This is a genomic window from Chryseobacterium sp. IHB B 17019 (assembly GCF_001456155.1).
Taxonomy (GTDB): domain Bacteria; phylum Bacteroidota; class Bacteroidia; order Flavobacteriales; family Weeksellaceae; genus Chryseobacterium.
Map to the genome: position 1 here is coordinate 1,230,612 of NZ_CP013293.1, position 19,967 is coordinate 1,250,578.

A 19,967-nucleotide genomic window follows, 5' to 3' on the forward strand; every position below is an offset into this window, starting at 1 on the left:
ATATGTACTTATACGGAGCAAGCGGTCATGGAAAAGTAGTGGCTGAAGTCGCTGAAGAAAGTGGCTATAACATTGAAGCATACATTGATGAAAATCTATCGAAAGAAAAAGTATTAAGTTATCCTGTTCTTCACGATGTTCCACCGCATGATATAGAAGTACTTATTTCTATAGGCAACAACAGGATCAGGAAAAGAATAGTAGATCAGAATGAGCTGTTCAAGTACGTTACACTGGTACATCCGAAAGCGGTCATATCCAAAAGGGTAAAGATCGGTGAAGGAACCATTGTGATGGCCGGTGTTACCATAAATACAGTAGTGAAAATAGGAAAACACTGCATTGTAAACACCAACGCTTCTATAGATCACGACTGCATCCTGGATGACTTTGTACACATATCCCCAAACGCTGCCCTCGGCGGAAATGTACACGTAGGCGAAGGATCCCATGTAGGAATAGGAGCCAATGTAATACAGGGGATAACAATCGGCAAATGGTGCACTATTGGTGCCGGAGCCGTTATTATCAGTGATGTTCCGGATGGTTGTACGGTAGTAGGCAATCCAGGGAAGGTCATAAAAAGTAAAAGTTTAAAAATTTAGTAGCAAAATTTAGAATAGTAAAATATGAAATCAAAAGTATGGTTGTCCTCTCCCCATATGGGAGGAAACGAATTAAAGTACATTAAAGAAGCATTTAACGCAAATTGGATAGCGCCTTTAGGACCGAATGTTGATGGTTTTGAACAAGATTTGGAAATATTCTTAAATGAAGGAGTAAAAGTAGCTGCTCTTTCCGCGGGAACTGCCGCGCTGCACCTTGCGTTGATTGAATGTGATGTGAACCCCGGCGATGAGGTTATATGCCAGTCTATGACATTTTCCGCATCTGCAAATCCTATTGCGTATCTGGGAGCAATCCCTGTTTTTATAGATTCCGAAAAAGATACCTGGAACATGTGTCCGGTTGCCCTCCAGGAAGCTATAGAAGACAGAATAGAAAAAGGTAAAAAACCGAAAGCCATTATCGTTGTTCATCTTTACGGGATGCCGGCGAAAATGGATGAAATCTTAACAATCGCTGCAGAATATAACATCCCTGTCATTGAAGACGCCGCCGAATCATTAGGCTCCAAATATAAAGGAAAAGCCTGTGGTACTTTCGGGCGTTTCGGGATTTTGTCTTTCAACGGTAACAAAATCATTACCACTTCCGGAGGAGGTGCGCTGGTTTGCCATTCCCAGGAAGACAAAGACAAAGCAGTATTTCTCTCTACACAGGCGAGGGATGAAGCACCGCATTATCAGCACTCTCATATCGGGTACAATTACAGAATGAGCAATATCAGTGCAGGAATCGGGCGCGGGCAGATGGAAGTTTTGAACGAAAGGGTAGAAGGCCGCAGAAAAATACACGAATTTTACGCTGAAATCTGTAAAAATATTGATGGAGTAGAGTTGTTTTCAGAGCCGGGTCCGGATTTTTACAGCAACCATTGGTTGTCTGTTATTACAATTGACGAGTCAAAATCATTAAAAACCCGTGAAGACCTTCGTCTTGCATTTTTGGAAGATGATATAGAATCCCGACCTATCTGGAAGCCAATGCACATGCAGCCGGTTTTTGAAGATGCTCCATATTACGGAGGAAAAGTAGCAGAAGAGCTGTTCGGGAACAGCCTGTGTCTACCGTCAGGATCAAACCTGTCTGAAGACGAAAAAGAAAGAATTGCAAAAGTAATGATAGAAGTTCTTTCCAATAAGAAGGAATATTCTGTTTCGCGGTAATACATCCACCTTTGGTGTTATCAATCTGCTAATTACTATTCAATTCAGGAGAAGATTTTTAATGAAGAAACTAAAATCCCCATTTTGGGGATTTTTTATTGTTTTTAAAGACTTAAAAGATAAAACCAATGCACTTATCGGGAAAATCCGGGCAGTTGCTAAGTGTATCTTTAAGCCAGAAATATCCAAAGTCTTTAAATCTAAGTATTTGAAGGCTTTTTTGTTATTTTAAATTAATTTTTATTTAATATGATTTTAATCAATAAAACATTTTTATTCAATATATAGTGATTCTTTTTATTTAATTCGAAATTTTTAATAAAATATATATATTAACGCTAACGATTTGATATTGACGGATTTTGGCGGATTGTAATTTTGGCTAAAAGTATTAATTGCTGAGACAAAAATTAATTTAACTTTGCCGGTTGAATGATATAAACCAATTACTGAATTTTGTAATAAAATTTTATATCATTTAAAAAACTAATAGTAAACAGATTAAAATAATCAGAAAGTTAATTCGCCTGAGAAACAGATATGAAAAATAAATTCTTGGATTTCAAATTGAGGAAAATTGTTCATTATTCTTTGATACTATGTATTTTACTGATACAGATTATAATAGCTATATTTTTTTATAACGAATTCGTAAACGGAAAAAAGCTGGAATTTATCAAAAACCAGCTGGAAGAAAGTAAAGCTTTGACAGGGCTCACCGACAATTCGAGAAAAGACTTCATGGATGCCCAGAATTATCTTCAGAGATACATGGTAAGCCAGGATGAAGACGATCTGAAAGCTTACTTTGAGTCCCTCCGAAAGCTTAAAGCTAATTTTGATAAAATAGGTCAATACGGAGAGATCAGTCCCAGGCTGAAGCGCAATCTTACGCTGCAGGAAAAAGATACTATGGAAGTTACGAGGTTCAATACATTGATAGATTCTGTGTATCAGTATTCCCTGAAACCGCCCGCAAAACTTGAAGACAGCCAGTTTGAGCTTAAAAAGTTTAAAAATAATTTTGAAAACCTGAAGATACAAACCCACACCTATACCGACACCATCAAAAAGAAAGGCTTTATGGGAAGGCTGAAAGATGCAATAGCCGGAAAAGTGGATGTGAGAAAGGAAAGTACCGTCATTACAATGACCAATAATAAAACCATAGACCCTTCCAATTTGAAATCTCAGATGGATAGCGTAATAAAATCTATGGACAAGCATTATCTGTCTCAGATAAAAAAAGTACGCGTACATGCAGCTCAGAACCAAAAGGATAACATCCATTTTTACAGTAATTTCAGTAAATTATTGGTTTACAGCAGAGGCCTGATTGATGTGTATGAAACGGCTATCAAAGACTTCAAATCAGAATTAGAAAAGGAATACAGCAAGCAAAATTCCATTAATAATAAAATCAGGACTTATCTTGTACTCGGATTAATGATTTTAATGTTTATCGTATCTATTATTATCATGTATTTCACAAGGGTTGCATTCATATATGAGTTTAAGCTTAATGAGGCGAACAAGCAGATTAAGAATAATCTTAACTTCAAAAACAGGATACTCGGAATGCTGAGCCACGAACTGAGATCCCCACTGAAAATTATCAATATTTTTATCGATAAAATCAACAGGACAACAAAGGATGAGACCATAAAAGACTACCTAAAATCAATCAAGTTTACCAACAGCACCTTGCTGATACAATCCAACCAGATTTTAGAATATACAAAAAATCAGGATGCAGATCAAAAGCTTGCCAATACGGTTTTCAACCTTAAAGATGAGATCAATTCTATCGTTACGGCCATTACGCCATATATAGAAACAAGGAATAATAAGTTTGTGGTAGCCAACCAAATCCCTGAAAATCTGGTGGTAAATTCAGATAATATAAAAATCAACCAATTGTTGATGAACATTCTGGGGAACGCCAACAAGTTCACGGAAAACGGGCAGATTGACCTTACCATGACTACCGAAAAAGTAAATGAAAATACAGTTTCCCTGATCACAACGATAGCGGACACCGGTGCCGGAATATCAAAGTCCGACCTCGGGAAAATTTTTGAGCCCTATTATCAGGGAATGGTATCTGATGAAATTGATAATCTCGGCGCGGGATTGGGTCTTAATTTGTGTAAGGAAATTGTAGGGCTTTTCAATGGTGACATATCGATCTCAAGCGAGTTGAATAAAGGGACAAAAGTAACATTCAGGATAAATTTAAATAGTAATAATGATGAAAGCAGATAAAGAGATAAAATTCCTTTTAGCAGATGATCATAGTATTGTAAGACAGGGCGTTGAGATCGTAATCAATGATATTGTACCCAATGCTGAAGTGTATCATACCTCATCTTTACAGCAGATAGTGGGGCTGGTAGCCTCAAAGGGAATAGAAATAGCCATCATTGACGCCCATTTTCCGGATGGAAACAGCCTGCATATCTTATCGCAGATGAGAAATGCGAATCCGGACATCAAAATTTTGATTTTTTCAGGTCTGGAAGAAAATGTGCATGCCCTCAAATTCATTAATGCCGGTGCTAATGGCTATTTAAGCAAATTGGGTGAAGAAGAAGATCTTCGACAGGCCATTTCGGATATTATCAATGACGGTAAATATATTTCTGCCGTTTCACAGGATTTATTGGCTCAGTTTGCCAACAATCCGGGGATGGTTAATCCTCTTAATGTTTTGACCAACAGGGAATTGCAGATAGCAATACTATACGCCGAAGGATACGGAAATCTGGAAATTGCCAATGATCTTGATATCAAGCAAAATACAGTAAGTACAATTAAAAAAAATATATTTAATAAGTTGAAAATTGAGAATCTTGTAGAGCTTATAGACCTTATCAAGACTCATCATAAAATATAGAAATTCCGGAGCCGGTTTTTCATGTTTTATTCCAATAAATGTCGATAAATATCTATACCGTAATCGATTTATATCTATGTCTGTTGTAAAGAATTTTATGCTGTAAAGTTGTTACTTTGTATCAATAAAATTAAGCATTTGATTTTATTTAAAAGAAAGGCAAAACTATAAGCTAGTGTTATAGTTTCATAATATAAGTGATGATTTGGTGTATGTATTTTACCTAAACCGACTTCTTAAAGCTTATTTATAAAAACACAAATTAATTATAAAGAAGTATAAACTGGTCTTTTTTAGGTTAGTACAGAAAAAAGGAGGCTCTTGAGCCTCTTTTTTTATTTTTAAATGCGAACTTTTCTTAGTTATTCTTTTGCAGATAATCAATTAAATCCCGATAAGAAAACGGATGAGCGTATATGCCAGGTGCATAATCTTCTGCCGGATCCATCACTTCATGATAGGTATGAATTGGCGTTAAGCTTTTCGGGTAACCGCCGTATTGCGTAGGAGCGTTCCAGTAGGCAAATATTGCGTAAGCAACGGCCCGGATTCTGTTTTCGAATAATTCTTCCTCTTCAATTGATGCATTTTCACCAGGTTTTAATAAAGAAACCATTTCAAAAAGTCTTGCTGCGGTATGGGAACGGCCTGTTTCAATAGGCATTTTGGTTCTTCTGGCAGTCAGCGTATCTGGTGATTCTTCATTTCTTGTACCGGCTCCTAATCTTCCCTGATCCCATTTGATTTCCGTTGATGATTTCATTCCCAGCCTTGCAACATCCACTCTTACATGTAAAGCTTCTATATCCGTTTCCCATCTCGTTGGTTTGGGCGGGCTATTTTTTCCCTGATAAGGATGAGGGATGAGCTCGGGATGTGCGGTGGGCAATGCTCTGCTGTTGTTTATAGGACTGAAAAGTTCTTTTACATCGTGCAAAATCGCAATATTTTCACTTACACTAAAATTGTCCTCTGAAAAAGCCAGACTGATTCTGTCCCTTTTCTCATATATTCTGCGTTTCGGGTAGGAGTTAGCCAGATTGTAGCTTCCACTCATATTGGGCAGCAGACTGGCAAGAGGATTGGTTGTCACATAATAACTGAGTTTCCCGGCAAAACTTTCGTTGCTCCACAATTTTACTGCAATATCTCTTCTTAATTGATTTAAAATTGCTGTTATTGTATAATTGTGCAAAACTTCAGTCGCCAGTCTTACTTCTTCTTGCTGATTTCGTTTTAAAACAGGATGAGAATCATAAATCAATTGTTTATAAAGAGAATATTTATCAGGGAATTTTTTCCAGTAAGCTTTTGGCTGATTATCTTCCAGTCCAAGGGACGGTTTTATGGATCCTAAACTGATCGTTCTTGTCACCTGGAAAGGTTTGGAAGCCACCCAATCATCAATAGTCTGCCTTAGATTTTCAATAATGAGCTCTTCAGGAGGAAGTTCCAGAACATCTGTTCCGTATTGAAGCGCCTTTTTCACAAGTTTTTCTCTTGCTTCGGCTGATTCTATAAGTTTTTTGTAGTATAGCATGATGGTTTATAGTTATTTATTCGTTTTTTGTTATAAAGGAGCGTATTCTGGCATTGCTTTCCTGTATGTAGGCACGGGCACTCGCTTGCATCACGGCTCCAAAAAACCAGATCATCATATTATCAGGAATAGTTTTCCCAAGTCCTCGCTGGCTTATCCAATATTTCACTTCCTGAGCACCGAGCTTTTTATGATTTTTATGGGTTCTTGGTTTTCTCATAATGGCCTGTGCTGCAGGAGAATTGAACAGCTTACCAATTTCCTGTTCTCCAATGTTTCCAAAGATCAGATGGATTAATCTTATTGAAGGATAAACTCCAAAGCCCACCTGATCACGTTTAAAATATCTTGTGGCCAATATGGCGCCGCGCCTTCCGTTTGGATCAATGGTTTCTGGGTAAGCCAGTGCCATGAGCTGCTGATAATAATTTCTTCCCATCCAGACTGTACCGACAGTACCAAAACCACCCACAGTCATCGCAGTTCTTGAACTTGCTAATAGCAATAAGTATTTTTTCATAGTATAATTAATTAATGATTTCTCCACAGACAGAATACCTTTCTGAATGATAATAGAGTGTATCACAAATTTCTATTTAAAGATCCTGATGGAGCAGAGGGAAAATCCCCATTTATATAAATTAAGTGTTTACCCTTATTTTGAATTTAATGGAAATGAAAAGGAAAAACTAGGACGCAAGTTTTAATTCTTAATATGATTATAGAAGAAGAGGCATTTTACTTAATTATATTAATCTCGTTTTCAATTTTATTATTACTGAATAAAATTTTGATTTTCAATTAAATAGTATTTTAAAATATTCAAAAAAGACACAGCAATTCACTTTTGAGAGAATTCCCTTATTTTCTAAAATTCAGTTTTTTCCCTTAACGTTGATTTGTTTTGATTTAGGAAATTTGTATCAGACAAAAGAGGTAAGGCAGTCTCTGATACGGTAGAATATCCGCAATATAATAAAGACCGGCTTACGACGAAACAAAATCTTTGAAAAAAGATAATCACAAAAATAATAACCAATTAAACAAAAAATATGGCAGAAACAGTAAACAATCAGACTACAGATGCAGTTACGCAGACCAATGTTACCGTGCTTGGCGAATCTCCGGCACAGGCCATGAGTATGCTCTACCAGATGGCTACACACGCCAGCGGAATTTCTATTCAGAATTCGGTGACCAATCAGCAGAACCTGAATCAGCTCAACCCCGCGATTGTTGCAGACGCCATTAAAATTTTAAAAGGATAATTTAAAACTTTACCAAAATGGATGAGAACAGCAATGAAAAAACAGAGACCACGGCACCAACAGCCAGCAATTCGGCAGAAAAGTCTGTACAATTTGTAAATGCTGAAGTATTATCACCGCCAACAGCCTCTCCGATGGGCGGAGTTGCAAAGGTAATGATCGAGCAGTCAGCCGGAATGATGGTTCAGGATTTACAGTCCTTTTTAAAAGGTTTTGAGCAGGTGGGACTGATCGCATTAAGCAGACTGGCGAACAATTTTCTGACCTACGGAACACCGAGCGGCCCCAAAAGCAAAAGTAGCAGCAGTAGCAGTAGCAGTGCGGCGGTAGAAGATGAAGCTCAGGTTCAGGATACAGGCAATGGAAATAATGATATGATGAAGGATTTATTTAAAATGGTAAGTGATTATGCTGAGGTGAAGGCAAAAATTTCCAATACGATTTATAATGCAACTCCTCTACATCCTATTCCGGGCGGAATACAAAATTCTTCCCTTTTCACCGATGTTTCCGCTCACGCTGAAGATCCCGAAAAAAAAAAGGAATAGCGGAACCGGGTACAGAAGAGACTTCAGAAAGGAAGGATACCATGAAAAAAAACTTTATCTCGCCTGATAATGAAGGAAAATTGGTTCTAAAATCAGTCAAGCTTACAGAACCGTTGGTAAAACCAGAAATAAAAGAAGCCGTAATCCCTGCAGAAGTGCATACAAGCGGATCTTCTAAGAAATCGATATTTAAAAAATTAATAGATCAACTAAAAAAAATTAAAATATGAGTTATTCAAGCGAAACAAAACCAGCAAAAATTTTAAACTTAAGTTCTTTAAAGGAAATTAATGAAAGCCTTTACCTAGTCAGAAATAGTGATAATGCCTATTTCAGCACGAAAAAACCTGAGAACAACAGTGACCGTGTGGCCTTTAGCCTGACAACGTCAAATATAAACATTCAGCCCATTGTAAGGCAGGTGATCTGTACCAATAAAGGGAAGAGATACAACAACTACCAGTCATTTGTGATTGAACCTAAGGATAAATCTACAGGTATTGCAATTATCATGATCAAGCTGGAAGAGCATCAGACTTTTTACTGTAATGTAAGGATCCTCCCGCTCAATACATTAAGCGATATTGCAGAACCGGAGATCGACTCCAAGCTTCTTACTGTAAATCTTGAAAAATCAAAATGTGTCCTGAAAACAGACGTCACGATCACGGCTTCCAATACGGGAGAGGCGTTGTATTCTGTGCATGATGTTGATGTAAACGCGATTTCTGACCTCGTAACGCAAGGCGAAATTGTAGAATTAAAAAGAGAGCTGGAATTCCAGGGCGCTAAGTTAATTGCCCATTATTTCCAGGAAATCCTTGATATCATCGTCAATGAAAGTCCGGCCAATACAGGAAAATTACCTGTAATCCCGGATGAATATATTCTCAATCTTCCCAATGATCAATTAAAGGAAATGATCTCTGCCAATGCTATTTCAGGATGTATTGCCATAGAAATCATAGGAAGTAATGTGATTCAGGATCTCAACAGGGACTGGACTGCCGCGGGTTCTTTTATCGGCTATATATTATAGGCCTATTATCATTTTGAAGAGCAGCCCCATTCTTCAGTTATTAATCATTAAAACAAAAATCTATGCGCAGAAGAATAAACCATAGACCGAAATCTCCTGTTCCTGTGCCGGATCCCGAACCGATAGTGGTGGAAGCGGAAGCAGTGGAGTCTGAAGTGGTAAAAGATATGATGCCTTTTGTGATCAGCAATGAAGACGAGATTATAAATTACATCAAAGACAAAGCAACCAAGGAGACCCTCAAATCTTTAGCTCCTTTACTTGAAAAACTGGAAGAAGCCGTGAAGCAGCACCAGGCTTATCAACAACAGCCGGCAGCAACAGCCAGCCCTGTTCCCATGAGCTATGAAGAACAATTGAAAAAGCTTCAGGAAACTTCCAAAGTAAAAATAAGGGAAAAAGAACTGAAGATCACAGAAAGAATGAACAAACTGCAGATGAGATTTGCCAATATGCGAAAATAAACATCAACCAAAAAAAAATTAATAGTTATGTTACACAATCAAAACCAAATCAACACGGAAGTTGTGGGAATGGCCACCGCTGTACCTACCGCAATTTCGATGCAGGTAAATGCACACTCCACAGGAATAATGTACGAGCAATCCGTATTGAATCAGCACAGAGATTCGTTGATCGGACTAAGTAATTCTGTAATGGGAATAAAAAAAATGGGCTCCAAAAGATTAAAAAAAGAATTGATGACGTTAAGAAAAAGTCGCTTTAATTTTTAAAATTCAGCTCACGGATGCGGCGCGTTTTTCTGTAAAAAAGACAGTGCCCTCAGCATATTCAATCAGGTCAATTTTTTGCACTGCCTTTGCTTTTGATGTAATTTTTTTAGGGAATCATCTTCGGCCTCATGGTAGTTAGTCATCACAGCATATTTTACAGCAAAAATTGATTTTAAATTAAATTTAAAAATCTCAGCCGCATCCTTTTTTTCCTGCATACATGATGAAACTTCAAAATAAATGCTTTTAAACTCCCGCAGATCTTACTGATCGATTTTCAACCATTGTACCAAGGACCACACTTTCAAATATTCATCCAAATTTATATAGCCTGAAACATTGCTTTTAAATCTGGTCTTGTATTATCTGCGAGAAGTTTAAAACAATCAATCTTAAAACTAGTTTACAATCAAATAATTTATTAACCGAGATTAAAATCTCAAAAAAAAACCAATTACAATTATGGCAACAGTAGTTAATCCACAAATCACAGACGCAGTAACTCAGTCCAACGTAAAAGTAGTAGGAGAAGCTCCTGCAATGGCTTTGGGCAATGTGTACCAGACAGCAGCGCATTCTACGGGAATTATGTTCGAAAATGCAGTGAACACGCAAAACCAGCAAAACATTTTAGGACAGGCTGCCACTACACAGGGTGTAATGCAGATCTACAGCATAGATACGGTATCCGATGCTATTTCTATCGCTAAAATGTTGAATCCTACTTCTTAATTTCTGGTCAAACAGAGAATAATCAGCCGGAAAGTCCGGTTGCTTTTTAAACCTAATAAACAATAATCATTTATGGCAACAGTAGTTAATGAACAAATTACAGACGCGGTAACTCAATCCAATGTAAAAGTAGTGGCAGAAGCTCCTGCAATGGCTTTAGGAAATGTGTACCAGACAGCAGCTCACTCAACAGGAATTATGTTTGAAAATGCAGTAAACGTTCAGAATCAGCAAAACATCCTGGCTCAGGCAGCTACCACACAGGGAACTATGCAGATCTACAGTGTAGATACCGTTTCGGATGCACTTTCTATCGCGAAAATCCTTAGTGCTTAATTTTTTTAAATAAAAATAATCTTTCGGCCGGAAAATCCGGTTGCTTAAAACCAAATAAACAATAATAATTATGGCAACAGTAGTAAACGAACAAATCACAGACGCAGTAACGCAGTCGAACGTAAAAGTAGTGGCAGAAGCTCCGGCAATCGCCCTTGGAAACGTGTACCAGACGGCAGCACACTCAACAGGAATCATGTTTGAGAATGCAGTGAATACACAAAACCAACAGAACATCTTAGGTCAGGCTGCAACAACGCAGGGCGTAATGCAGATCTATAGCCTGGATACCGTAGCAGACGCAATTTCTATTGCTAAAATGCTGAATCCTACTGCTTAATAAAGCATTTGCTTAACCAGACAAGACAGCCGGAGTATTTCCGGTTGTTTTTTAAATCAAAATCAAAAATTATAAACTTTAATAAACAATTACAATATGGCAACAGTAGTTAATGAACAAATTACAGACGCGGTTACACAGACGAACGTAAAAGTGGTGGCAGAAGCTCCGGCAATCGCTCTTGGAAACGTGTACCAAACGGCAGCACACTCAACAGGAATCATGTTTGAAAATGCGGTAAACAATCAGAATCAACAGAATATTTTAGGTCAGGCAGCCACTACACAGGGCGTAATGCAGATCTATAGCATGGATACGGTAGCAGATGCAATTTCTATTGCACAGATGCTGAACCCTTCTTAAAAGATGTGTGTTTTTTAGATTTTTTTATCAGGGAGGAGGTTTATCGTTCTCCCTGATTTTATAATCACAGTATTAATTAAAATTAAATTTATATAATATGAGATGGTATAGATTATTCTTAAAATTACCAAATTTTGCTACTCGATTTCGTCAGCTTAACAGTCTTATTTATACATCAGGTAATAGGGGATTTCCGCCCATGAGAGGATTGCGTTCTGCATGGCACTATTTAGATTGGGAATATGATAAAGAGTATCACGAATATAAAATTATAGAAGAAGCGGGAAGTGCTTACGATTTTACAGCGCAGGAGCTTTATGATTATTTGAAATCTGGTATTAATAAAACCGTACCATTTTCTGTAATAGGCAAAGATAATATAGTTTTTGCAGAGAGAGAAAATGGCGGCTGGACTACCGCAGGAATGGGAGGTCCAGTTCAAACAACTCATAATGATGAGACTTTGGAAATGATAAATTTTGCCGGAGGTACTCATTTCTTTGCCGGAGGATATGTAAAGATTAAAGTTTTTGAAAAAAATGATAAAATATATATTAAGGTAAAAGGATACGGAACTAATAATTTTGCAGGGTTTAATAAATGGTTCGGGAAAAGATTGTTTCAGAATGTGATAAATTCCAATATTGCAGAATACAAAAAACTGATAGCTAAAAGACCCAAGCAACAGGAGTATTTAAAAGAATAAGCTATTTATCAAATAAAACAATTTCATCAGCATCCACAATATTATTTTGTACTGCATAAATTACCAGTCCTGCCATATTTTTCACACAGGTTTTGATCATTAGGTTGGTTTTATGGGTTTCCACTGTTTTGGGTGAGATGAAGAGTGTATCTGCAATTTCTTTGGTGCTTAATTGCTGGCAAACCAATTTCAAAACATCAATTTCCCTTTCCGTGAGAGCATCTTTAGAAAAAGCATGAAACTCCGGAAGCTTATTAGAAAGCTGGCTTCGCATGACTTCAATCTGTTCACCGGAAAAATAATGTCCCGTGTGATACACTGCATTGATAACCCTTAAAAGCTCTTCCATCTCAATTTCTTTTGGTAAAAAGGCATGGGCACCCATTTTCAGCATTTGTCCCATAAAAGACCGTCGGTAAAAGCTGGACAGTACAATGATTTTAGTTCCGGCGCTCTTTTGGGATAAAGCAGACATCACTTCGAGCCCGTCGCCGTTCGACATTCTGAGATCCAGCAGGAGTACATCCGGCAGATCAGTATCTGTTTCATTCAGAAAATGATAGCCGCCGGTGGAGGTAGATACCACCTCGTAACCCTCATGGCTATTAATATAATTCTCTAGCAGTTGTACAAACAACAGGTCATCATCCACGATGCCGATTTTAATTTTTAAGTTTTCCATTTTATTGTTGGTTATTGACAAAGATGATCCATTTTGTTCCTCTTTTTGGTTTGGTTTTCAGTTTATAAAAGGCGTTAATTTGTTTTGTTCTTAAATGAATGCTTCGCAGGCCTATTCCGGAATGATTTCCCGTTGTAAAGCCAATGCCGTTGTCTTCAACAATCAGGATAAGATAATGCTCCGAAATTCTTAAAAGTACCTTTATTTGTGAAGCTTCGGCATGTTTTAATGTATTGTTGACAAGCTCTTGAAGTATTCTGAAAATATTTAGCTTAATTGAATTGTTTAAGTTGATTTTATTTAATTTAATTTCATAAAAATGTACATCAATATTCACGTTTACCTGTTCCAGATAATCCGCCATCAGATCTGTCAGTTCAATGTCATTAAGATCCGGAGGTGTCAGGTTATGAGTAAATTCACGGATGAGCTGCATGGAATTTTTTAAATCTGAAGTAAGTTCATCTCTATTTTTTTGATGCGCATTCAGGCGGATGAGGTTCAGGCGCGAGATAATGTTGTCATGAAGTTCCTCCGCCAGTCTTTCTCTGTCTTTTTCCTGCAGATAGATGGTATTTTCCCGGTATTCTGCCTGTGTATTACGAACCAACTGTCTGGCTTTCTGCTTGTTTTTTCTGACACTTTTCATATAATTGATCACTAATAGTGTTACAAATAGGGTAGTCAGGAATAATATTCCTATGCCTATCCATATCCATAAGATTACAACGCCTTCATTCTCCCCACGCGACATCCCAGGTTAATAAAAGCAATATAAAAAAACCACAACAATACGCCTCTAAAAAGCCAGACGGGCGCTACCCATTCCAGATGATTATTAATTAAAAAATTGAAAGTGGTTGAAATAATACTTTCAATAGAGAAAAATAAAAAGATGAAAATGTTTAGAATAAATAATGTTCTGTCAATTCTTGAATCCCTGATTATTTTAAGGAAATAAAACGCCGCAAAACTGCATATCAGAATATTGGTCAGAATATTTGAATAAAAAGTAACTGATCCGATATCCTGTTTATAAATAAAATTAAAAGCTAATGATATACCGGCAAAGCAATAGATGATCCATTTTAAAGGCTTTGAAATGATAAAGAAATATTGATTGTAAATCCAGGTAATCATCAATAAACCAAAACATTGACTCAACGGGTATATATAAACATTCACAGTATTCACTTCCAGAAGACGGAATGTAAGATCTGACAATTCTAAAACAAGCTCACCCAAAAGAAATAACACCAGCAGCGTTTTGGTTTGTTTTCCGCGTTTCAAGAACAATCCAAGTCCGGCAAGCAGTGTAAAATTAATGGTAAACTGTAGGTAAAATGAAAGGTCGTTATACGTAAGCATCACTTTTCAGCAATAATTGATAGTTTCCGACAGGGTCGCTGGCTGTAAACGGGGGACGCGGAGTAGAATAATTTTCTGCACTTTGGCTGATGCTGTTGATATCGATATCTTTTACGGTGATAATTTCTATATGATAATCATTTATGGAGGTATTCTCTTGCAATTCGTTCGTAAGCCCGAAAAAGCAGGTGCACGACTGGTCAATATCCAGATCCATCCTTTCATAATCATCAAAAGGAATAGAGATCACCTGAAAAAGCTCTGATTTTTGCGCTTCAAGCCACGCACTGCAATACATATTAAACCTGAAGTTACGGTAAATAGCAGATTCAGAGGTAATTGGCAGTTCCGAATCTAACTCTGTATTCGCTATATCTCCTGGAGGTAAACGGGTGAAATCCTTTACTGAGATATAATTAAAATTCCCCTGTGCATCACTTTTAGAATCAATAAGAAAGAATTTAAGAGATTCATTATCAATACCTACATACGCATGAATGTTTTTGACAGCTTCACTTCCAAGTAGGTTTTTCCATTCTTTTATTTCGCTGGCGTCAACAGAAAAATGAGTACCCTGACTGAGGTATTTTATGATTTCTTTTCCGCTTTGCGTATTCCCGTTTTTATAAGAATCTATTAGAGTTTTCCAGCTTTTGACAGCTTGGTAGATGGTGTCAATGTCCATGTTATTTTTATTTGTGAAATGGTATAATTATTAGTGTTGAAATTTACAAAAAAAAGCCATTATATCTGCTGTTAAATCACTTTTTGGTGGGAAAATTCTAATATTTACTATAAATAAAAGCAATAGGTGAAAAAATATTTAAAAATAAAGGGTCCTAATCCGGAAATTTCAAGCTTACTATTTTTATTATAGATCGTCTTTATTTTGTAATTTTAAAGCAACTATCTCCTCAATTTAAATAACCAGATTTGAAACTTCCATTATCATATTATCTCAATCAAGATGCTGTTTTCCTTGCAAAAGACCTATTGGGAAAAGTACTTTTTACTAAAATAAATGACGAAATAACTGCCGGAATAATAGTAGAAACAGAAGCCTATTCCGGAATACAGGACAAAGCATCGCACGCCTACGGAGGACGGCGGACCAACCGCACCGAAACCCTGTACAATAAAGGAGGTGTTTCTTACGTGTACCTCTGCTACGGGATTCATCACCTTTTTAATATTGTGACCTCGGTTGAAGATGAGCCACACGGTATTTTAATAAGAGCCGTTGAGCCGCTAATCGGCCATGAAATAATAGAAAAAAGAAGAAACATGCCTTTTACAAAACCTGCTGTTTCGTCCGGACCCGGTTCTGTAGCCCGAGCTTTGGGAATTGATGGTTCTTTCAATAAAAAAAGCTTTAGCGAAGATGAAATCTGGGTTGAAGATCACGGCATTCGTTACACACAGGATCAGATCGCCGAAGTACCGCGGGTAGGAGTAGGCTATGCTCAGGAACACGCACTTTTGCCGTGGAGGTTTTTCGTGAAAGGTAATAAATATGTAAGCAAACCAAATAAGTATTGATGTTTCAGATCTTGATTGGTCAAATTAAATTCAATAAAAAAGCAGCTGTACAATGTATAGCTGCTCTCCCTAAGATTATTTAATAAGTAAAAACTTTCTAAATCTGATATTAAAAATTTTAAAAAAAGAGACCACTCCACAATCAGAGTGATCTCGACATAAAATATTCCCTTTTACTTTATTTATTTCATGTTCTCTTGCGAAAACTGGTATGTCTGTGTATCTGACTGAAGTAAAAATATAAATAAAGAATAAACGAACGATGATTTAATGAAAATTAAGCAAATTAATCTTTAAAACAAATATTAAGAAGAATATAATTCTGTATCTTTGAAAAATTGATCATAAAAAAGAATAATATTCTATGGAACATCTTGATACAAAAGATCTGCAATTGCTCAGACTGCTTCAAAAAGACGCAAAACTGACCGTAAAAGAATTGGCCAAAGAAGTAAACCTATCTCCGTCGCCGGTTTTTGAGAGGGTAAAACGTCTTGAACAGGAAGGGTATGTGAAGAAATACGCCGCTATTCTAGATGCTGAAAAGCTCAATTTGGGATTTACAGTGTATTGTCAGTTAAAATTAAAAAGTAACGACAGCTACCTTGCCGTAGAATTTGAGCGGGAAATCCTGGAAATTGAAGAAGTTGCAGAGTGCTATAGCATTTCCGGCGACTTTGATTTTCTGCTTAAAGTTCATGTCCGGGATATGAAACAATATCAGAATTTTGTTTTTAATATACTGGGAGCGGTACCGTCCATCGGCAGTACACACAGTACTTTTGTAATGGCCCAGGTGAAAAACATTCATGGGTTAACAATATAATTTTTGATTATAAAACAAAAAAAATCCTCAGATTCTTCCGAGGATAAAAAACTAATAACCATGAAAACTCAAATTAAACATGAGTTAATATATCATATTAAAATATTGTGCCATGAAATTAGATAAAGAAATTTATTAACGATATTTTATGAATATTTAAGAAAAAATAATAAAAACTCAGGTTGGCATAATTTATTCTTTTCTATTGTATAATTAAAAAATATAATATCATGGCACACAAAAATTTTAGAAAAGAAGATTTTGTAAAAGAATCATCCGGGCAATATCAGGTAGAATTCCGCAAGGGCAATATCGGGGAAGGATCAGATCTTATTGTTGAACGAAAAAATGAAAAAGAGGAGTATGAAATACTGCAAGCCGAAATCAAGAGACATGACGACCGTATTTTTGTTTGCTGGAGTGAGCCATTCGACGGAAGAGTCTTGTTCGACGAATTTCATTAATTAAATTTTTTGATTTTAAATAAAAAAAACAACCTATATGGCATAATAATAGGTTGTTTTTGACTATAAACCAAATCATTCACAAAATGAAATCAAATGAAACATTACAAAAAAGCCTGAGAGGGAAAACCGTTGTCATTACAGGAGGCAGCAGTGGAGTAGGAAGGGCGGCCGCAGAAGCGTTCGCGCTGGAAGGATGTAATATTGTTGTGGCAGCAAGAGGGAAGGAAGCGCTGGATGAGACAGTAGCTTTGTGCCGGGATCTTGAGGTTGCAGCAATAGGTATTCCCACGGATGTATCAATAGCCGCAGATGTTCAGAACCTTGCTAACAAAGCCCTCCAGTTCAATGGAAGAATTGATATTTGGGTGAATAATGCCGGGGTAATGGCGAGCGGAAAATTTGAGGAAATCCCTATGGATCTTAATGAGCAGGTAATCAAGACTAATCTTTTCGGCTATATGCACGGAGCTTACAGCGTTTTACCTGTTTTTAAAAAACAAAATGAGGGTATTTTAATTAATAATGTTTCGATTGGCGGTTTTATGCCGGCGCCATATAGTGCGGTGTATTCATCAACAAAATTTGGGATTCGCGGAATGATGGAATGTCTTCATGGCGAAGTTTCCGATTTTCCGAATGTTCATATCTGTAATCTTTATCCGCAAATTCAAAGGTCAACCGGAAATATGCATTCTGCAAAATATTCAGGGCTGGATTTTAAAATTCCTCCTTTTGCCGCAGACCCTAGAGATACTGCTGCAGCAATCGTAGAGCTCGCAAAAAATCCTAAAAAGGACATGTTTCCTGATATCACGTCAAAATTTCTTACGAGTGCATACCGATTGTTTCCAAAAAGCATTATTAATACGGCTTCTGCAGCAATGCGAACCGTAATGAAAGTGAAAAAAGCACCTTCTGATTCCGGAAATATCTTAGGGCCTTCAGCAGAACCTCACCGGATTTATGGTGAAACGATGTTTCCAATTCCTTCCAGAAAAACAAAAATGGCAATATTGGCAGGGGTGGGATTAGGCTTCGCTTATATGTTGCTCAAAGGAAAATCGGATAAAGTTTAAAAATAAATTTCCGGCAAATCGAAGATTTGCCGGAAATTTTATATTATTTAATACTATTTAAAATTTATAGGTAAAAGCGTTGATATTCATTCCTGCACCTACTGATGCAAATAAAACGACATCGCCTTTTTCAATAGAATGGGTGTTCAGTTCGCCTTTTAGAATCATGGCTAATAAAGAAGGTATTGTAGCTACACTGCTATTGCCTAATTTGTCGATCACCATTGGCATTATATTATCAGGAACGGGAGTATCATACAATTGATAAAATCTGCTGATAATGGCTTCATCCATTTTTTCGTTTGCCTGGTGAATAATGATTTTATTTAATTCGTTGATGGAATATCCACTGTTGTCGAGACATTGCTTCATCGCTTCGGGAACGTTCACAAGGGCAAATTCGTAGATTTTTCTTCCGTCCATTTTGATATACTTCGTATCTGGACAGCTTTCATTATTATAGGATTTTCCGAAGTACAGATAATCTTTTTCCTTAAAAGTAAAAGATGCCGATAGGTGTGATTGTATTCCTGATTCATCATCGGAAGCCTCTAAAATTACCGCTCCAGAGCCATCAGCATAGATCATACTATCCCTGTCGTGAATATCAACAACGCGGGAAAGTGTTTCTGCACCAATAACCAGACATTTTTTTGCAATCCCGGATCTGATGAAAGCGTTAGCCTGTATCACCCCTTCAATCCACCCCGGACATCCGAACAGAACGTCATAGGCGACGCAAAAATTATTTTTTATTTTTAATAAGTGCTTCACTCTTGCGGCGAGGCTTGGAACCATATCAGACTGAACCGTACCGAACCGTACGTCACCAAAATTATGTGCGAAAATGATATAATCCAATGTTTCAGGATCTATTCCTGAGTCTTCAATAGCAGCCTGAGCAGCTATTAATCCTAAATCTGATGTTACTTGATTATTGCTGGCGTATCTTCTTTCCTCAATGCCTGTGATTTTTTGTAATTTACTGGTAATTGCTGCATTATCTTCTGTCAGTAAAACTCCCTGTTCATTAAAAAAGATGTGTTTGTCGAAAAATAAATTGGTAATTGTTTCTGAGGGGATATAATTACCTACGCCGATGATTTTACTTGTCATTTAAACTATGATTTTCAGCATTTTAATTGTTTTTTTTGCTGATTTATTCAGTAAAGATAATAATTATATACTAAAAATTATAGTGGTTGTGAAAACTTAAGAAAAATTAATAAAGTTTTGCATACTATTTTACTTTTTACTTTAATGCCTTTTAATAAATCTTGACTTTTTTTGAAAGGTTGAAATTAATGTACAGATTACTTAATTATTCCCTTTCGATTTGTATTTATTGATATAATCTAAAACAACAAAAAAGCCTTTAAATTAGATTAAAGGCTTTTAATTTTATTTGTTTCTCAACCAGCGGAGAGTGAGGGATTCGAACCCCCGGACCTGTTACAGTCAACAGTTTTCAAGACTGCCGCAATCGACCACTCTGCCAACTCTCCTGAACTTCGACATTACCGTCGTTTTCAGTGGTGCAAAGATAATACGTTTTTTGTAACTGACAAATATTTTCCCGACAAAAATTTTGATTAATTAAATAAAATAAAATTTTATCCAATCTTTCATAACCTATAAAATATTAGGATATGAAAGATAATCTTAATTGGGAATTGAGACTGAAACTGTTTTCAGTGGTAGATCTTGGTTGCTAGAA

26 protein-coding genes and 1 tRNA gene are annotated in these 19,967 nt (G+C 36.7%); 19 read left to right on the forward strand and 8 right to left on the reverse strand.

Features of this window, described 5'->3' with window-relative positions; translation table 11 throughout:
* Positions 1 to 2 precede the first annotated feature (2 nt).
* From ATE47_RS05620 to ATE47_RS05635, 4 genes are all read left to right on the forward strand, one after another.
* Positions 3 to 605, forward strand: a complete 603-nt coding sequence (locus ATE47_RS05620) for an acetyltransferase (RefSeq protein WP_062161039.1) — start codon at positions 3 to 5, stop codon at positions 603 to 605.
* A 24-nt stretch (positions 606 to 629) separates the two neighbouring features.
* Positions 630 to 1,790, forward strand: a complete 1,161-nt coding sequence (locus ATE47_RS05625; protein WP_062161040.1) for an aminotransferase class I/II-fold pyridoxal phosphate-dependent enzyme — start codon at positions 630 to 632, stop codon at positions 1,788 to 1,790.
* A 540-nt stretch (positions 1,791 to 2,330) separates the two neighbouring features.
* On the forward strand, positions 2,331 to 4,055 hold the full coding sequence (locus ATE47_RS05630) for a sensor histidine kinase (protein ID WP_062161041.1): 1,725 nt from the start codon (positions 2,331 to 2,333) through the stop codon (positions 4,053 to 4,055).
* Entirely contained in the window at positions 4,039 to 4,686 is a 648-nt protein-coding gene (locus ATE47_RS05635; RefSeq protein WP_228376324.1) for a response regulator transcription factor, read from the forward strand. Before ATE47_RS05630 ends, ATE47_RS05635 begins: the two co-directional genes overlap by 17 nt.
* A gap of 358 nt (positions 4,687 to 5,044) precedes the next feature.
* On the opposite strand, the gene ATE47_RS05640 is transcribed toward ATE47_RS05635, so the two are convergent.
* Positions 5,045 to 6,226: a hypothetical protein gene (locus ATE47_RS05640; RefSeq protein ID WP_062161043.1), complete on the reverse strand. Its 1,182-nt coding sequence runs from the start codon at positions 6,224 to 6,226 to the stop codon at positions 5,045 to 5,047.
* A 16-nt stretch (positions 6,227 to 6,242) separates the two neighbouring features.
* Positions 6,243 to 6,746: an SPASM domain-containing protein gene (locus tag ATE47_RS05645; protein WP_150114790.1), complete on the reverse strand. Its 504-nt coding sequence runs from the start codon at positions 6,744 to 6,746 to the stop codon at positions 6,243 to 6,245.
* A gap of 532 nt (positions 6,747 to 7,278) precedes the next feature.
* Between ATE47_RS05645 and ATE47_RS05650 the strand changes: the two genes are divergently transcribed.
* The 11 genes from ATE47_RS05650 to ATE47_RS05700 all read left to right on the forward strand — a co-directional run bounded on the left by ATE47_RS05650 (position 7,279) and on the right by ATE47_RS05700 (position 12,292).
* The gene (locus tag ATE47_RS05650) at positions 7,279 to 7,494 is read left to right on the forward strand and encodes a RebB family R body protein (protein WP_027381237.1); all 216 of its coding nucleotides are present in this window, start codon (positions 7,279 to 7,281) and stop codon (positions 7,492 to 7,494) included.
* Between the two features lie 17 nt (positions 7,495 to 7,511).
* Positions 7,512 to 8,042: a hypothetical protein gene (locus ATE47_RS05655; protein WP_062161045.1), complete on the forward strand. Its 531-nt coding sequence runs from the start codon at positions 7,512 to 7,514 to the stop codon at positions 8,040 to 8,042.
* A gap of 41 nt (positions 8,043 to 8,083) precedes the next feature.
* Positions 8,084 to 8,272 (forward strand): hypothetical protein, encoded by a 189-nt coding sequence (locus ATE47_RS05660; RefSeq protein WP_062161046.1) that lies wholly within the window; start codon positions 8,084 to 8,086, stop codon positions 8,270 to 8,272.
* Entirely contained in the window at positions 8,269 to 9,081 is an 813-nt protein-coding gene (locus ATE47_RS05665; RefSeq protein ID WP_062161047.1) for a hypothetical protein, read from the forward strand. The genes ATE47_RS05660 and ATE47_RS05665 overlap by 4 nt, the downstream gene beginning before the upstream one ends.
* A 62-nt stretch (positions 9,082 to 9,143) precedes the next feature.
* Complete coding sequence (locus ATE47_RS05670; RefSeq protein WP_062161048.1) at positions 9,144 to 9,545, forward strand: hypothetical protein; 402 nt, start codon at positions 9,144 to 9,146, stop codon at positions 9,543 to 9,545.
* Positions 9,546 to 9,572: 27 nt separating this feature from the next.
* Entirely contained in the window at positions 9,573 to 9,815 is a 243-nt protein-coding gene (locus ATE47_RS05675; protein ID WP_062161049.1) for a RebB family R body protein, read from the forward strand.
* Positions 9,816 to 10,277: 462 nt separating this feature from the next.
* Positions 10,278 to 10,547, forward strand: a complete 270-nt coding sequence (locus ATE47_RS05680) for a RebB family R body protein (protein WP_062161050.1) — start codon at positions 10,278 to 10,280, stop codon at positions 10,545 to 10,547.
* Positions 10,548 to 10,619: 72 nt separating this feature from the next.
* Positions 10,620 to 10,883 (forward strand): RebB family R body protein, encoded by a 264-nt coding sequence (locus tag ATE47_RS05685; RefSeq protein WP_062161051.1) that lies wholly within the window; start codon positions 10,620 to 10,622, stop codon positions 10,881 to 10,883.
* A 70-nt stretch (positions 10,884 to 10,953) separates the two neighbouring features.
* Positions 10,954 to 11,223: a RebB family R body protein gene (locus ATE47_RS05690; protein WP_062161052.1), complete on the forward strand. Its 270-nt coding sequence runs from the start codon at positions 10,954 to 10,956 to the stop codon at positions 11,221 to 11,223.
* 96 nt (positions 11,224 to 11,319) lie between these two features.
* Positions 11,320 to 11,586, forward strand: coding sequence for a RebB family R body protein (locus tag ATE47_RS05695; protein ID WP_062161053.1), 267 nt, complete (start codon positions 11,320 to 11,322; stop codon positions 11,584 to 11,586).
* A gap of 97 nt (positions 11,587 to 11,683) precedes the next feature.
* A complete protein-coding gene (locus tag ATE47_RS05700) occupies positions 11,684 to 12,292 on the forward strand; it encodes a hypothetical protein (RefSeq protein ID WP_147297007.1) in 609 nt (202 codons plus the stop codon).
* A gap of 1 nt (position 12,293) precedes the next feature.
* Here ATE47_RS05700 and ATE47_RS05705 read toward each other — a convergent pair whose 3' ends face one another.
* From ATE47_RS05705 to ATE47_RS05720, 4 genes are all read right to left on the reverse strand, one after another.
* On the reverse strand, positions 12,294 to 12,974 hold the full coding sequence (locus tag ATE47_RS05705; protein WP_062161055.1) for a response regulator transcription factor: 681 nt from the start codon (positions 12,972 to 12,974) through the stop codon (positions 12,294 to 12,296).
* A 1-nt stretch (position 12,975) separates the two neighbouring features.
* Complete coding sequence (locus tag ATE47_RS05710) at positions 12,976 to 13,623, reverse strand: sensor histidine kinase (protein WP_062161056.1); 648 nt, start codon at positions 13,621 to 13,623, stop codon at positions 12,976 to 12,978.
* A gap of 74 nt (positions 13,624 to 13,697) precedes the next feature.
* On the reverse strand, positions 13,698 to 14,345 hold the full coding sequence (locus ATE47_RS05715; protein WP_147297006.1) for a hypothetical protein: 648 nt from the start codon (positions 14,343 to 14,345) through the stop codon (positions 13,698 to 13,700).
* A complete protein-coding gene (locus ATE47_RS05720) occupies positions 14,329 to 15,027 on the reverse strand; it encodes a hypothetical protein (RefSeq protein ID WP_062161058.1) in 699 nt (232 codons plus the stop codon). The genes ATE47_RS05715 and ATE47_RS05720 overlap by 17 nt, the downstream gene beginning before the upstream one ends.
* 248 nt (positions 15,028 to 15,275) lie before the next feature.
* Between ATE47_RS05720 and ATE47_RS05725 the strand changes: the two genes are divergently transcribed.
* The 4 genes from ATE47_RS05725 to ATE47_RS05740 all read left to right on the forward strand — a co-directional run bounded on the left by ATE47_RS05725 (position 15,276) and on the right by ATE47_RS05740 (position 18,250).
* Positions 15,276 to 15,881, forward strand: a complete 606-nt coding sequence (locus ATE47_RS05725) for a DNA-3-methyladenine glycosylase (protein ID WP_062161059.1) — start codon at positions 15,276 to 15,278, stop codon at positions 15,879 to 15,881.
* A gap of 364 nt (positions 15,882 to 16,245) precedes the next feature.
* The gene (locus ATE47_RS05730) at positions 16,246 to 16,707 is read left to right on the forward strand and encodes an Lrp/AsnC family transcriptional regulator (RefSeq protein ID WP_062161060.1); all 462 of its coding nucleotides are present in this window, start codon (positions 16,246 to 16,248) and stop codon (positions 16,705 to 16,707) included.
* Between the two features lie 230 nt (positions 16,708 to 16,937).
* The gene (locus tag ATE47_RS05735) at positions 16,938 to 17,171 is read left to right on the forward strand and encodes a hypothetical protein (RefSeq protein WP_062161061.1); all 234 of its coding nucleotides are present in this window, start codon (positions 16,938 to 16,940) and stop codon (positions 17,169 to 17,171) included.
* Positions 17,172 to 17,257: 86 nt separating this feature from the next.
* Complete coding sequence (locus ATE47_RS05740; RefSeq protein WP_062161062.1) at positions 17,258 to 18,250, forward strand: SDR family oxidoreductase; 993 nt, start codon at positions 17,258 to 17,260, stop codon at positions 18,248 to 18,250.
* A 57-nt stretch (positions 18,251 to 18,307) separates the two neighbouring features.
* Here ATE47_RS05740 and ATE47_RS05745 read toward each other — a convergent pair whose 3' ends face one another.
* Together ATE47_RS05745 and ATE47_RS05750 are read right to left on the reverse strand one after the other, a co-directional pair.
* Entirely contained in the window at positions 18,308 to 19,366 is a 1,059-nt protein-coding gene (locus tag ATE47_RS05745; protein ID WP_062161063.1) for a 3-oxoacyl-ACP synthase III family protein, read from the reverse strand.
* A 304-nt stretch (positions 19,367 to 19,670) separates the two neighbouring features.
* Positions 19,671 to 19,755 (reverse strand) — tRNA-Ser (locus tag ATE47_RS05750).
* Positions 19,756 to 19,967 lie beyond the last annotated feature (212 nt).

What these genes read in the sequence shown, in the direction of transcription:
- ATE47_RS05620 (WP_062161039.1), top strand. Translation starts at nt 3, where the DNA reads ATGTACTTATACGGAGCAAGCGGTCATGGAAAAGTAGTGGCTGAAGTC.
- ATE47_RS05625 (WP_062161040.1), top strand. Translation starts at nt 630, where the DNA reads ATGAAATCAAAAGTATGGTTGTCCTCTCCCCATATGGGAGGAAACGAA.
- ATE47_RS05630 (WP_062161041.1), top strand. Translation starts at nt 2,331, where the DNA reads ATGAAAAATAAATTCTTGGATTTCAAATTGAGGAAAATTGTTCATTAT.
- ATE47_RS05635 (WP_228376324.1), top strand. Translation starts at nt 4,039, where the DNA reads ATGATGAAAGCAGATAAAGAGATAAAATTCCTTTTAGCAGATGATCAT.
- ATE47_RS05640 (WP_062161043.1), bottom strand. Translation starts at nt 6,226, where the DNA reads ATGCTATACTACAAAAAACTTATAGAATCAGCCGAAGCAAGAGAAAAA.
- ATE47_RS05645 (WP_150114790.1), bottom strand. Translation starts at nt 6,746, where the DNA reads ATGAAAAAATACTTATTGCTATTAGCAAGTTCAAGAACTGCGATGACT.
- ATE47_RS05650 (WP_027381237.1), top strand. Translation starts at nt 7,279, where the DNA reads ATGGCAGAAACAGTAAACAATCAGACTACAGATGCAGTTACGCAGACC.
- ATE47_RS05655 (WP_062161045.1), top strand. Translation starts at nt 7,512, where the DNA reads ATGGATGAGAACAGCAATGAAAAAACAGAGACCACGGCACCAACAGCC.
- ATE47_RS05660 (WP_062161046.1), top strand. Translation starts at nt 8,084, where the DNA reads ATGAAAAAAAACTTTATCTCGCCTGATAATGAAGGAAAATTGGTTCTA.
- ATE47_RS05665 (WP_062161047.1), top strand. Translation starts at nt 8,269, where the DNA reads ATGAGTTATTCAAGCGAAACAAAACCAGCAAAAATTTTAAACTTAAGT.
- ATE47_RS05670 (WP_062161048.1), top strand. Translation starts at nt 9,144, where the DNA reads ATGCGCAGAAGAATAAACCATAGACCGAAATCTCCTGTTCCTGTGCCG.
- ATE47_RS05675 (WP_062161049.1), top strand. Translation starts at nt 9,573, where the DNA reads ATGTTACACAATCAAAACCAAATCAACACGGAAGTTGTGGGAATGGCC.
- ATE47_RS05680 (WP_062161050.1), top strand. Translation starts at nt 10,278, where the DNA reads ATGGCAACAGTAGTTAATCCACAAATCACAGACGCAGTAACTCAGTCC.
- ATE47_RS05685 (WP_062161051.1), top strand. Translation starts at nt 10,620, where the DNA reads ATGGCAACAGTAGTTAATGAACAAATTACAGACGCGGTAACTCAATCC.
- ATE47_RS05690 (WP_062161052.1), top strand. Translation starts at nt 10,954, where the DNA reads ATGGCAACAGTAGTAAACGAACAAATCACAGACGCAGTAACGCAGTCG.
- ATE47_RS05695 (WP_062161053.1), top strand. Translation starts at nt 11,320, where the DNA reads ATGGCAACAGTAGTTAATGAACAAATTACAGACGCGGTTACACAGACG.
- ATE47_RS05700 (WP_147297007.1), top strand. Translation starts at nt 11,684, where the DNA reads ATGAGATGGTATAGATTATTCTTAAAATTACCAAATTTTGCTACTCGA.
- ATE47_RS05705 (WP_062161055.1), bottom strand. Translation starts at nt 12,974, where the DNA reads ATGGAAAACTTAAAAATTAAAATCGGCATCGTGGATGATGACCTGTTG.
- ATE47_RS05710 (WP_062161056.1), bottom strand. Translation starts at nt 13,623, where the DNA reads ATGAAAAGTGTCAGAAAAAACAAGCAGAAAGCCAGACAGTTGGTTCGT.
- ATE47_RS05720 (WP_062161058.1), bottom strand. Translation starts at nt 15,027, where the DNA reads ATGGACATTGACACCATCTACCAAGCTGTCAAAAGCTGGAAAACTCTA.
- ATE47_RS05730 (WP_062161060.1), top strand. Translation starts at nt 16,246, where the DNA reads ATGGAACATCTTGATACAAAAGATCTGCAATTGCTCAGACTGCTTCAA.
- ATE47_RS05735 (WP_062161061.1), top strand. Translation starts at nt 16,938, where the DNA reads ATGGCACACAAAAATTTTAGAAAAGAAGATTTTGTAAAAGAATCATCC.
- ATE47_RS05740 (WP_062161062.1), top strand. Translation starts at nt 17,258, where the DNA reads ATGAAATCAAATGAAACATTACAAAAAAGCCTGAGAGGGAAAACCGTT.
- ATE47_RS05745 (WP_062161063.1), bottom strand. Translation starts at nt 19,366, where the DNA reads ATGACAAGTAAAATCATCGGCGTAGGTAATTATATCCCCTCAGAAACA.